Annotated in this window: 10 protein-coding genes; 1 reads left to right on the top strand and 9 read right to left on the bottom strand. The window is 61.0% G+C overall.

From position 1 onward, the window contains the following. Positions 1–15: 15 nt before the first annotated feature. The 5 genes from AC3IT6_RS04040 to pmbA all read right to left on the bottom strand — a co-directional run bounded on the left by AC3IT6_RS04040 (position 16) and on the right by pmbA (position 4,359). Positions 16–627: a superoxide dismutase gene (locus AC3IT6_RS04040; RefSeq protein WP_489354367.1), complete on the bottom strand. Its 612-nt coding sequence runs from the start codon at positions 625–627 to the stop codon at positions 16–18. Between the two features lie 2 nt (positions 628–629). Next, on the bottom strand, positions 630–1,058 hold the full coding sequence (locus AC3IT6_RS04035; RefSeq protein WP_489354366.1) for a DUF2753 family protein: 429 nt from the start codon (positions 1,056–1,058) through the stop codon (positions 630–632). A 27-nt stretch (positions 1,059–1,085) separates the two neighbouring features. After that, a complete protein-coding gene (locus tag AC3IT6_RS04030) occupies positions 1,086–2,462 on the bottom strand; it encodes a class II fumarate hydratase (RefSeq protein ID WP_489354365.1) in 1,377 nt (458 codons plus the stop codon). Then, positions 2,443–2,850 (bottom strand): FagA protein, encoded by a 408-nt coding sequence (locus AC3IT6_RS04025; RefSeq protein WP_489354364.1) that lies wholly within the window; start codon positions 2,848–2,850, stop codon positions 2,443–2,445. The genes AC3IT6_RS04030 and AC3IT6_RS04025 overlap by 20 nt, the downstream gene beginning before the upstream one ends. 162 nt (positions 2,851–3,012) lie before the next feature. After that, a complete protein-coding gene (pmbA, locus tag AC3IT6_RS04020) occupies positions 3,013–4,359 on the bottom strand; it encodes a metalloprotease PmbA (protein WP_489354363.1) in 1,347 nt (448 codons plus the stop codon). 108 nt (positions 4,360–4,467) lie between these two features. Here pmbA and yjgA point away from each other — a divergent pair, with 108 nt between their 5' ends. Then, positions 4,468–4,992, top strand: coding sequence for a ribosome biogenesis factor YjgA (gene yjgA, locus AC3IT6_RS04015; RefSeq protein WP_056728351.1), 525 nt, complete (start codon positions 4,468–4,470; stop codon positions 4,990–4,992). A gap of 48 nt (positions 4,993–5,040) precedes the next feature. On the opposite strand, the gene tldD is transcribed toward yjgA, so the two are convergent. The 4 genes from tldD to rng all read right to left on the bottom strand — a co-directional run bounded on the left by tldD (position 5,041) and on the right by rng (position 12,756). Further along, positions 5,041–6,483: a metalloprotease TldD gene (gene tldD / locus AC3IT6_RS04010; protein WP_489354362.1), complete on the bottom strand. Its 1,443-nt coding sequence runs from the start codon at positions 6,481–6,483 to the stop codon at positions 5,041–5,043. Positions 6,484–6,495: 12 nt separating this feature from the next. After that, positions 6,496–7,350 (bottom strand): carbon-nitrogen hydrolase family protein, encoded by an 855-nt coding sequence (locus AC3IT6_RS04005; protein ID WP_150727440.1) that lies wholly within the window; start codon positions 7,348–7,350, stop codon positions 6,496–6,498. A gap of 69 nt (positions 7,351–7,419) precedes the next feature. After that, a complete protein-coding gene (locus tag AC3IT6_RS04000) occupies positions 7,420–11,223 on the bottom strand; it encodes a YhdP family protein (protein WP_489354361.1) in 3,804 nt (1,267 codons plus the stop codon). Positions 11,224–11,298: 75 nt separating this feature from the next. Beyond that, positions 11,299–12,756, bottom strand: a complete 1,458-nt coding sequence (rng, locus tag AC3IT6_RS03995; protein WP_007970246.1) for a ribonuclease G — start codon at positions 12,754–12,756, stop codon at positions 11,299–11,301. Between the last annotated feature and the right edge of the window lie 6 nt (positions 12,757–12,762).

Below are 12,762 nucleotides of genomic sequence, written 5' to 3'. Positions count from 1 at the left end.
GTTTTTATAAAAGACTTAAACCAGTGCGGCCTGATAGCGCGCAGCGACTTGCGGCCAATTGATCACGTTGTAGAACGCGCTGATGTATTCCGGACGACGGTTCTGATAACGCAGGTAATAGGCGTGCTCCCAGACGTCGAGGCCCAGAATCGGGGTATTGCCGTTCATCAACGGGCTGTCCTGGTTGCCGCTGCTTTCCACCACCAGGGTCTTTTGCGGAGTCACACTCAGCCAGGCCCAGCCACTGCCGAAGCGGGTCAAGGCCGCCTTGGTGAAAGCATCCTTGAAGCTGTCGAGACCGCCCAGTTGTTCATCAATGGCCTTGGCCAGCGCGCCTTCGGGCTTGCCACCACCGCCGGGCGCCATGACTTCCCAGAACAACGAATGGTTGGCGTGCCCTCCCCCTTGGTTGATCACCGCCGCACGCAGTTTTTCCGGTAGTTGTTGAACGGAAGACACCAGCTTCTCCACGGGCCACTCGGCATACTCGGTGCCTTCAACGGCCGCGTTGAGATTGTTGATGTACGTCTGGTGATGCCTGGTGTAGTGAATCTCCATGGTCTGCGCATCGATGTGCGGTTCCAGGGCGTCGTAGGCGTACGGCAAGGCAGGCAAGGTAAAAGCCATGTTCAATGGACTCCATGATGATGAGGCGCAGGCGAAGCGACATCGATGTGCAGCAGCCGATGGGTGCGCGGATACTCACCGTATTCACTGATGAAATTCAGCAGCTCAACGTAGGTCTTGCTGCTCTGGCGCAACGCGGCTTCTCGCAATGCTTGTGGTAGCCGTGGGTCCTGCATGGTCTGCAGCAGCCGTTGGTGGATGGCACACAAGTATTCGGCGCTCTCCTCCGGCTGATTCAGACGCAAGTGCAGGTCCGCCAGGTTGTGATGGGAAATCACGCAGGCCGCCACCGCTTCGTCGGCATCCGCCCAGCGCTCGAACAGCACCTGGGCCAGGGCCAATGCCTGCAGGTACGTCTCGCGAGCATCGACCAGTTCACCCAGCATGAAAAAACGATTGGCTCTTTCGATCGTGCGTTTCCAGTGCTCCATGGTGCGCCTCCAAAGCGGTAACGGGGCTTACACGCCGCCCGCGGTGAGTTTTTCCGGGTTGAGCAATTCTTCCAGTTGGCTGCGCGACAGGTCGGTGTGTTCCAGCGCAACGTCAATCACCGGCCGGCCTTGCTGATAAGCCTTCTTGGCAATCTCGGCTGCTTTCTGGTAACCGATGATCGGGTTGAGCGCGGTGACCAGAATCGGGTTGCGCGACAGCGCCTCCTTGATCCGCCCTTCGTTGACCTTGAAGCTGGCGATGGCCTTGTCCGCCAGCAGACGACTGGAACTGGCCAGCAACTCAATGCTGCTCAGCAGGTTCTGGGCGATGATCGGCAGCATCACGTTCAATTCAAAGTTGCCCGATTGACCGGCGATGGTGATCACGCTGTCGTTGCCGATGACCTGAGCCGCGACCATCGCGGTGGCCTCGGGAATGACCGGGTTGACCTTGCCCGGCATGATCGAAGAACCCGGCTGCAAGGCTTGCAGCTCGATCTCGCCAAGGCCGGCCAGCGGGCCGGAGTTCATCCAGCGCAGGTCGTTGGCGATTTTCATAAGCGATACGGCGGTGGCTTTTAGCTGCCCGGAGACGACAACGGCGGTGTCCTGGGAACCGATCAGCGCGAACAGGTCCTTGCCTGGCTGGAACTGAACCTGAGTCAATTTGCTTAGCTGCTGGCTGAAACGCGCCGCGAACTCGGGGTGAGCGTTGACACCCGTACCCACCGCTGTGCCGCCCTGGGCCAGTGATTGCAGGCTTGGCAGCAAGTCCTGCAGATGGCGGATGTTGGCCTTGAGCTGCTGCGCCCAACCGTTGAGCACCTGACTCATGCGCACTGGCATGGCGTCCATCAGGTGTGTGCGCCCGGTCTTGACGTGGTGATGAACTTGCCCGGCCTTGTGCTCGATGACCTGCACCAGATGCGTCAGCGCCGGCAGCAACTGCTCATGCAACGCCAGCGCGGCACTGACGTGAATCGTGGTCGGGATGATGTCGTTGCTGCTTTGCCCGCAGTTGACGTGATCGTTGGGGTTCACCGCCTCGCCGAGCAAGCGACTGGCCAGCGTGGCGATCACTTCGTTGGCGTTCATGTTGGAGCTGGTACCGGAACCGGTCTGGAAGATATCCACCGGAAAGTGCTGCATGAAATCGCCTTCGAGCAGCCCTTGGGCCGCATCGACGATGGCTTTGCCCTGGGCTTCGCTGATCTGCTTGAGTTCGACGTTGGCGCGGGCCGCTGCCGCTTTGGCCAGGATCAACGCGCGGATGAACTGAACCGGCATCGGTTTGCCGCTGATCGGGAAGTTATCCACCGCTCGCTGGGTCTGTGCGCCGTAGAGGGCGTCTTCCGGGACCTGAAGCTCGCCCATGCTGTCGCGCTCAATACGTGTCTTGGTCATCTGTAAATCCTTGCACCAGTTCATTTAAAGGAATCGACGGCTGCAACTCACAGGTCGCGAGTTGCCAGGTGTAGCTCTGCCAGCGCTTGAGGCGACATTTGCACAACGAAAGACGTTCCAGTTCGCGCAGCGGGCGCCAGGCCTGGTCGAGACAGTAAGTGCGCCAGTGCCACGGCAGCGCGACATCGGCGGCGGTATCGAGCAACAAACGGAAGGAGGTTTCGGCGACGGTCCAGGGTGAGGTTGCCGTGCAACACGCCAGATACCGGCCTTCGGCCAGGTAGTGGTCGATCAGCCGAGGCTCGTCGGGGTTCATCGCACAACGGATCTGACGACTCATCCAGCGCCAGCTTTCGAGGCACGGCTGCTCGTGCAATGCAGAACTCATGATCCGGGGCCTATTCGGTAATGAGATTTATTATTAAATGATAATGAGAAACAAAACAAGACTGTAAGGGCAAGTTACCTCCCACAGGGGATCTGAGTTGTAGCCAATAAAAAAGGCGCGCCACCCAATGGGTGGCGCGCCTTTTGGTGAAGCGGTCGAGGCTTAGCTACCCGCCACCGTCATCCGCTCGATCAGCACCGAACCGGTGCGAATGTTGCTGCGCAACTCAAGATCGTTACCCACGGCAACGATCTGCTTGAACATGTCACGCATGTTGCCGGCAATGGTCACTTCCTGCACCGCGAACTGGATTTCGCCGTTCTCGACCCAGTAACCCGCCGCGCCCCGGGAATAATCACCGGTCACCATGTTCAGGCCCTGGCCCATTAACTCGGTCACCAGCAAACCGCGACCCATGCGGCGCAGCAAGGCGGCCTGGTCTTCATCGCCATGGGTGACGAACAGGTTGTGCACGCCGCCCGCATTCGCGGTGCTCGGCATGCCGAGCTTGCGACCGGAGTAGGTGCCGAGGATGTACGACACCAACTCACCTTTTTCGACGAACGGTTTGGCGTAGGTTGCCAGGCCATCGCCATCGAACGCCGCACTGCCCAATGCCCGCATCAGATGCGGACGCTCGTCGATGGTCAGCCACTCCGGAAACAGCTTCTGACCGAGAGTGCCTTCAAGGAACGACGACTTGCGATACAGGCTGCCGCCGGAAATCGCCGACAGGAAACTGCCGAACAGCCCTCCAGCCAACTCGGCGGAAAACAGCACCGGCACCTCGCAAGTCGGCACCGGACGCGCGCCCAGACGACTCGCCGCCCGTTGCGCAGCGCGCTGGCCGATGCTGACCGGGTCGGCCAGCAGATTGCCCTGGCGGTTCACGTCGTACCAGTAATCGCGCTGCATCTGGCCATCGGCCTCGGCGATCATCACGCAGCTCAGGCTATGGCGAGTCGATGCGTAACCGCCGATAAACCCATGGCTGTTGCCATAAACGCGGCAGCCTTGATGGGTACTGAGGGTAGTGCCGTCGGCGTTCTTGATCCGGCTATCGGCGGCAAACGCCGCGGCTTCGCAAGCCAGGGCCTGTTCGATGGCTTGTTCCGGAGTGATGTCCCATTGATGGAACAGGTCGAAATCCTGAATATCCCGCGCCATCAGCGCGGCATCCGCCAGGCCCGAGGCTTCGTCTTCAGAGGTATGCCTGGCGATGGCCAGTGCTGCGGCAACTGTCTCGCGGATCGCTTCCGGACCGCTAGCCGAGGTGCTGGCGGAGCCTTTGCGCTGGCCGACGTACAAGGTGATGCCGAAACCCTGATCACGGTTGAATTCAACGGTTTCGACTTCACGCTGGCGCACCGTGGTCGACAAACCCTGCTCCAGTGACACCGCCACTTCACAGGCACTGGCGCCCTGGCGTTTGGCTTCAGCGATGATCTGCTCGACTTGTTCCTGCAGTGCCGGCAACGCTTGTGGGCCGACGCTTTCAACTGCACTCATGCTGTTCTCCACTCAAATTCTGCTTTCGGTAACGGTCATCGAGCGACCGGGCCGGACAAGCGGCCCCCGACTGGTTATCATGGCGGCGTTTCTTTGCGGACGGCCACCATGGTTGATTCTTACGACGACTCCCTCGATACGGGAGAAAAAAGCAAATCCCAGGTTAAACGCGAGCTGCATGCTCTGGTTGACCTTGGCGAGCGCCTTACAACACTCAAGCCTGACTTGCTGGCAAAACTGCCCTTGACCGACGGAATGCGTCGGGCTCTGGCCGATGCGCCCAAGCACACCGCGAACATCGCGCGTAAACGGCACCTTCAGTTCATCGGCAAACTGATGCGCGATCAGGACACTGCCGCCATTCTGGTTCTGCTCGATCAACTCGATGCCTCCACCCGTCAATACAACGAACGCTTCCATAACCTGGAGCGCTGGCGCGATCGTCTGATTGCCGGCGACGATGCCGTACTGGAAAAATTCGTCGTCGACTACCCGGACGCGGACCGCCAGCAATTGCGTTCCCTGATCCGTCAGGCCCAGCATGAGGTTGCGCAGAACAAGCCTCCTGCTTCCAGCCGTAAAATCTTCAAGTACATCCGTGAGCTGGACGAGACTCAACGCGGTCTGCGTTAACTCTCGAATCGGGTGAGCTGCCTCGCAGCTCACCCGCAGCCTCACTTCTTACGAACCCGTGCCACCCACGGTGATCGCATCAATCTTCAGCGTTGGCTGGCCGACACCCACCGGCACCGACTGCCCATCCTTGCCACATGTGCCCACGCCGCTGTCCAGCGACAGATCATTACCGACCATCGACACCCTGCTCATGGCTTCCGGCCCGTTGCCGATCAGGGTCGCGCCCTTGACCGGAGCGGTGATCTTGCCGTCCTCGATCAGGTACGCCTCGCTGGTGGAGAACACGAACTTGCCGCTGGTGATGTCCACCTGACCGCCACCCAGGTTGGCGCAGTAGATGCCGCGCTTCACCGAGGCGATGATTTCCGCCGGGTCGCTTTCGCCGGCAAGCATGTAGGTGTTGGTCATGCGCGGCATCGGCAGGTGCGCGTAGGATTCGCGACGACCGTTACCGGTGCGCGCTACGCCCATCAGGCGCGCGTTGAGCTTGTCCTGCATGTAGCCCTTGAGTACGCCGTTTTCGATCAGCGTGGTGCACTCGGTCGGCGTGCCTTCGTCGTCGACGCTCAACGAGCCACGGCGACCAGCCAGGGTGCCGTCATCGACAATGGTGCACAGCTTCGACGCAACCATCTCGCCCATGCGCCCGCTGTAGGCCGAACTGCCCTTGCGGTTGAAGTCGCCTTCCAGACCATGACCGACCGCTTCGTGCAACAGCACGCCCGACCAGCCGGAACCGAGCACCACCGGCAAGGTACCGGCCGGTGCCGGAATGGCTTCAAGGTTGACCAGCGCCTGGCGCAACGCTTCACGGGCATAGCCCATGGCACGGTCTTCACCGAGGAAATAGCGGTAATCGGTCCGACCGCCACCGCCATGACCGCCGCGCTCGCGGCGACCGTTCTGCTCGACGATCACGCTGACGTTGAAACGCACCAGCGGCCGCACATCCGCCGCCAGACCACCATCGGTGGATGCCACCAGAATCCGCTCCCAGACACCGGCCATGCTCACGGTGACTTGCTGGATGCGTGGGTCAAGAGCGCGGGTCGCGGCGTCGACTCGCTTGAGCAAATCGACTTTCTCGGCACGGGTCAGCACCTCCAGGGGATTGTCCGGCGCATACAACTGCGCGACATCCTGGCTGGTGAATGCCTGTACGGTGCCGTGCTGCCCGGCCCGGGAAATCGAACGGGCGGCCCGCGCCGCCGCGCCAAGGGCTTCCAGGGTGATGGCATTGCTATATGCAAAACCGGTTTTTTCGCCCGATTGCGCGCGCACGCCAACACCTTGGTCAAGGTTGAAGCTGCCTTCCTTGACGATGCCGTCTTCCAGCGCCCAGGACTCGGAGATCTGCCCCTGGAAATACAGGTCGGCCGCATCGATGCCCGGCCCGGCCAGATCGCCGAGCACACCTTGCAGGCTCTCGATCGTGACGCCACCGGGCGCCAGGAGGTGTTCACTGACTGAGGACAACAACTCGCTCATATGCTTTACGCCTTAAATTCGTCGTTCTGATGCAGGTCGCTGGGCGCCCTGCGAGAAAAAGCGCCGGTGACTGGACACCGGCATCCGCGCCCGGATGGACGCCTGTTCGCTGCTGTCGCGTTCGGCCAGCAGCACGGCCTCGCCTTGATCCTGTTGCGCCAGCACACGCCCCCACGGGTCGACGATGGCGGCATGTCCAAAGGTTTCCCGCGGTCCCGGGTGCGTCCCGCCCTGGGCAGCCGCGAGCACGTAACATTGCGTCTCTATGGCTCGCGCACGAATCAGCACATCCCAATGCGCCGCGCCGGTCACCGCCGTGAAGGCCGAGGGGGCGGTAATCAGTTCCGCGCCGGCCGCGCGCAGTTCGCTGTACAGCTCGGGAAAGCGCAGGTCATAGCAGACCGTCAGGCCAACCCGGCCGACGGGCGTGTCCGCCACGACCACACCGCTGCCATAAGCATAGTCATCGGATTCACGATAACGGCCACGATTGTCCGCCACGTCGACGTCGAACAGGTGCAGCTTGTCGTAGCGCGCCACCGTTTCGCCCTGGTCATCGACCAGCAACGAACAGGCATGCACTTTGGCCGTCGGCTGATCCACCGGCGGCAACGGCAATGTACCGGCCACAATCCATAACTTGAGGTCGCGTGCGGTCTGTTTCAACCAGGGCAGGATCGGGCCTTCGCCCAGTGCTTCGGCGCGCCCGATGTCGGCAATGTCGCGCCGGCCCATGGCGGCGAAGTTTTCCGGCAATACCGCGAGCTTCGCGCCGCCGGTGGCCGCCTGTTCGAGCAGGCGACGGGCCTGGGCCAGATTGGCCAGCACATCGCTCTGGCTGACCATTTGAATCACCGCTACAGACATGGCGCACTCCTGGAATCGTATGCGGCCATGCTACTCCATAGGCTTGCCGAGTGCCTTTTCAAAAGGATCTCAAAAAGCCTTGTCGAAGGTGATTTTCGGTTCTTTCCACGACCCCTGGACGCTGTACTTCACACTGGCGAAACGGGAGACACGGTCACCGATCAGCTTGTCGATCAGGAATAGCGCTCCGCCGACCGCGGGTGCACCGACGATCAGTGCGGCGATCGGCAAGTTATTGGTCACTGGCAAGGTCACCAGCAGTTTCGCATCGATCTGATCGGCCACCATGTTCAGGGTGCCGTCGAGTTCGATGGTGCTCGAAGGCCCGGTCAGCCGGATCGGCTCACGGGTAACATACACGCCATTGGTCCCAACCAGCAGCCCCTTGACCCGGTCATAACTCAGACCTTTGCCGAACAGGTCGGAGAAGTCCAGGCGCAGGCGCCGGCCGATGGAGTTGAAGTTGAGCAAACCAAATACCCGCAGCGCTTGGGCACTGCCTTCGACCTCGACGAACTGGCCCTGATTGAGCGTCGCATCGAGCGAGCCGGAGAAGCGTTTGGTCGCCACCCAGGCTGGCGAGCCGGGCCAGCGGCCATCGACATCCATATAAAAGTCCTGGCTGGTGACGCTCGGCGCAAAACCCCAGCCCTTGAGCACATCGGCGAGGTTCTTGCCGCTGATACGGCCCTTGTACCAGCTGTTGCTGGCACCCGGCACCCCTTCCCAACCTCCGCTACCCACCAACAGCATGCCCTTGAGGCCCAGGTCCAGGGAGTTGAACACGATGCCCTTGGGCGTAGGACGAATCTTCAGCGACCAGCCCCCCACGAGATCCTGGCCCTGGAATAGCTGATTGATGATGATGTCCATCGCGGGGATTTTCGTCGGGTCCACCGACGCCAGTGGATCCGGCGAGTTTTCATCGGCCAGCACGGTCGGGTCCGGTGCAGGCAGGCGCACGGCTTGCAGATTGACCGTGATTGGCGTGGTCTTCGAATCAGGAAGGCTGGCACTGCCCTTGATCTGCTGGCTGTCGAGCTGCAGCGCCCAGGCGGAAGGCTTGCGCGCCAACTGGATCGACGCCTGATCGAGGGTGGTACCGATACCACTGAGCTTGCCCACCTTGAAGTCCGCGCCGCTGAGCAATTGCTTGGCGCTGCCGCCGGGGTCCTGCCCGGCGTATTTATCCACCAGATCCTTCCACGGGCCAACGTCCAGCTCCGACAGCACGCCCCTTATCCGCAGGCCTTTGGTGCCAGGCAACACGGCCTCGCCGCCACCGAGGAACAAGTCCCCGCGACCGTCGGCGAAATTGCTGGCCGGGGCCACAAACGTGAAACTCGCCAGGTTCCCGTAGTTGGCCCAATAGCGCCGCTCGTCGCCCTGCAAGGTCATGCGGAACGTCGTGTCGCGCTCTGCATCGGCGGTCATGCCGAACGGTGCAGGCAAATCGACGGCCGCGCCCTTGAGGTTGGAATTGACCATCAATTGGCTGTCTGCGCCGTCCAGGGTCAGTTGCAGTTGATACGGAATCACACCGCTCACCGGCAGAGGCTGGGTCACCTTCAGCCAGTCGGTCAGTTTCTTGACCTCGACCTGGCCCGACGCAGTCACCCGGGTATTGAGTTTGCCCGGGCGGCCATCGGCAAAAATCTGTGCGGTGACCGGCTTGTCGAACGCCCGTGCGCTGATGTTGTGCCCGCTCAGGCCTTTGGCGCTGTCAAAACGGAAATCACCTTTGAGCTGGTTCAGTTCCAGCACAGGTTCGGCCAGTTTCAAGCGTGCCTTGGACGTCTTGAAGTCGACGAGGATCTTCGGCTCCTCGCCTTTTGCCAACGGAATATCCAGCTTCAGCTTGCCTTGCAGGTCTCCCTCGCCTTCCCAGCCGGCAAAGGTTGCCCCGGTGCCTATCGGCGCTTCCTGGAGGATTTTCAGGCCATCGCCCAAACCGCCGGCAAATCCGCCATCGAGGAACAAATGAACGTTTTGCCCCGCCGGTACATGGGGAATGTTGACGTAGATATCGCTGACCTGGGTGTCGAGCAATTGACCCTTGCTGGCCAGAATCCGCACACCACTGTCTTCGACAAACACATCACCGCTGACCTTGCTGACGTGGGGCCAGCCCGGCTGGAAGGCCAGTTCGGCATCGTGAACCTTGAAGTACAGGCTGATGCTGCGATCCACATCCGCGGCACCGTGACTGAGCGACCCTTGATACTGGAAGAACCCTTGGTCCACCGCGCCCTTGAGAATCGCCGTGCGCAGCCATTCATCCAGCGCCGGGCTGAGGACTGCCGGCAGGTACTTGGCGGTGTAGCGACCGTCACCGTCCACCATGCCGACCCGCAGGTCCATGTAGTCTTCCTGGGTGGGATCGAAATGCAGGCGAATCAGGAAGTCGCCAGCGATCTTGCCTTCCTCGCCCAACACTTTCAGGTACGGCGCGATCAGGGTGAAACTTTCTTTATCGAGCTTCCAGGTCAGCCGTGCATTGGCCTGAATGTACTGCCATGGCTTGGCGAAAATCGGGTCCAGGTGCAGCATGAAATCCTTGCTGTCCATGCGCAGTTCGCCGTGCCCCAGGTCACCACTGATGCTGCCGCTGACATTGCGCGCCGCCGGCGCACCGTGATAGGCATCGAAGCCAACCTGGTCGAGGTTGGCGGCAAAGCCGAACTTGCTGTCGTCGGTGGCATTCGGGCGGAAGTCGACCAGCACGTTACGCAGGCCACCCGTGACTTTGAGCCGCTCGACGAGCGTGGCAAAACCTTCTGGCAACGGCGCAAGGGCATTGAGCAGCGGCGTGAGCGGGGTCAGGTCGACGCGGTCGGCTTGCAAATGCCACAGTTCTTCGGTCTTGTCGGTGGCCGCGCTTTGCTTGAGCTGCAAATGCGTTTCCCAGCGGGTCTCGCCGAGGTTCATCGCCAGGGAATCCAGAGTCACTGACGCGCCTTCGGCACTGCGCTGGAAGTATCCATTGAGCGCCAGGTTATTGATCTGGATCGGCTTGCGCTCGGCGTAGGCACCCTTGACTTGTGGTGCGTTCAAGCGCACCGCAGCGCTTTGCAAGGTGCCTTTGCCCCAAGTTACCCATAGCTCGCCACCGGCCTTGATCTCGGAAAAATTCCACTGTTGGGTCTGACGTTCAGGCAACCATTTCGACCAGTCGCTTTGCGGCAGGCTAAGGTAGACCTCGGCTTCACCGTCCTGCCATTGGCTGGCACGAATGCGGGTACGCAGACTCATCGCCACCGGCTGCCCGTCAGGCAGGGTCAGCCGTGCGTCGAGCCGCTGCCGCGACACCCCGGTTTTCAGATTAAGGCCGACATAAGTCAGGGTCAGCGGCGACTCGCCAAACGGCTGCAAGGTCACTTGGCTGTCTAGCACCGACAGTTGCTGTAGCATCTGCATCTGATTGAGCAGTTGCTCCGGATCGGTGGGCTGGTCCTGGCGCACCGGCAAACCTTCCAGCGCCCACTGACCGTCCTCACCTTGCTTGAGGTTGATCTTCAGGCCGCTGAGTTCCAGATGAGCGATGCGTACCTGTCGCGCCAGAAGACTGCCCCAAAGGTCCGGCACCGCACGCACCTGATCCAGATGCAAGGCGTTGGCACCCTCGCCGACGGTCACATCGCGGGCCATCAATATCGGCGCGAAACCACTCCAGTTGCCTTCCAGCTCGCCGATCTGCAACGGCATGCCCAAGGCATCGCTGGCTTTGGTTTCGATGTCGGCACGGTACTCGGCGACTAACGGCGTGAGCTCCCGGCCCAGGCTGACGTAGAGCGCCATCAACACCAAAACCAACGCGCACAGGCCCAGACCCCAGCGGGTCAGTGCGGCCAAAATGCGTGTAAGACGGTCCATGTCAGGTGGCCCCCATGGCAAAAGTTTTGCAAAAAGCTGAGGCCAGCCGTTCAGGAAAAGTTAAAACGCAGCGACTCAGAGCAACACCACGTCGTATTGTTCCTGGGAATACATGGTTTCTACCTGGAACCGGATGGTGCGCCCGATAAACCCTTCCAGTTCGGCAACGTTGCCCGACTCTTCGTCCAGCAGACGGTCGACAACTTTCTGGTTCGCCAATACACGATAGCCTTCCGCCTGATAGGCGCGAGCCTCACGCAGGATTTCGCGGAAGATTTCGTAGCAAACGGTTTCCGGGGTCTTGAGCTTGCCGCGCCCCTGACAGGCGTTGCATGGCTCGCACAACACTTGTTCAAGGCTTTCGCGGGTGCGCTTGCGGGTCATCTGCACCAGGCCCAACTCGGTGATACCGATGATGTTGGTCTTGGCGTGATCGCGCTCCAGTTGCTTTTCGAGCGTGCGCAACACCTGGCGCTGGTGTTCTTCATCTTCCATGTCGATGAAGTCGATGATGATGATTCCGCCGAGGTTGCGCAGGCGCAATTGGCGGGCGATGGCCGTCGCGGCCTCGAGGTTGGTCTTGAAGATGGTTTCTTCGAGATTGCGATGGCCGACGAACGCTCCGGTGTTGACGTCAATGGTGCTCATGGCTTCCGCCGGGTCGACCACCAGATAACCGCCGGACTTGAGCGGGACCTTGCGCTCGAGAGCCTTCTGGATTTCGTCCTCGACGCCATACAGGTCGAAAATCGGTCGCTCGCCCGGGTAATGCTCCAGGCGGTCGGCAATCTCGGGCATCAATTCGGCGACGAATTGCGTGGTCTTCTGGAAGGTTTCCCGGGAGTCGATGCGGATCTTCTCGATTTTCGGGCTCACCAGGTCACGCAGGGTGCGCAGCGCCAAACCGAGGTCTTCGTAGATCACGCTGGGCGCGCTGATGGTTTTGATCTGGGCGCTGATCTGATCCCAGAGCCGGCGCAGGTAGCGGATGTCCATGAGGATTTCATCGGCGCCAGCACCTTCGGCCGCCGTGCGCAGGATGAAACCGCCGGCCTCCTTGATCCCTTCCTTGGCCACGCAATCGGTGACCACTTGCTTGAGGCGCTCGCGCTCGGCTTCGTCTTCGATCTTCAGGGAAATGCCGACATGGGCCGTGCGTGGCATGTACACCAGGTAACGCGAAGGAATCGACAGCTGGGTGGTCAGGCGTGCGCCTTTGGAACCGATCGGGTCCTTGGTCACTTGCACCACCAGGCTCTGGCCTTCGTGCACCAGTGCACTGATGCTCTCGACCGCCGGGCCTTCGCGCAGGGAAATTTCCGACGCATGAATGAACGCAGCACGGTCCAGGCCGATATCGACGAAGGCCGCCTGCATTCCCGGCAATACCCGCACGACTTTGCCTTTATAGATGTTGCCGACGATCCCGCGCTTTTGCGTACGCTCGACGTGGACCTCTTGCAGGACACCGTTTTCGACCACCGCCACGCGCGACTCCATCGGCGTGATGTTGATCAGGATCTCTTCACTCATGGCAGG

It is taken from the genome of Pseudomonas sp. KH_017 (genome assembly GCF_057840285.1).
The sequence above is the reverse complement of the archived record's forward strand: the minus strand, read 5'-3'. Positions and strand labels throughout refer to the sequence as shown.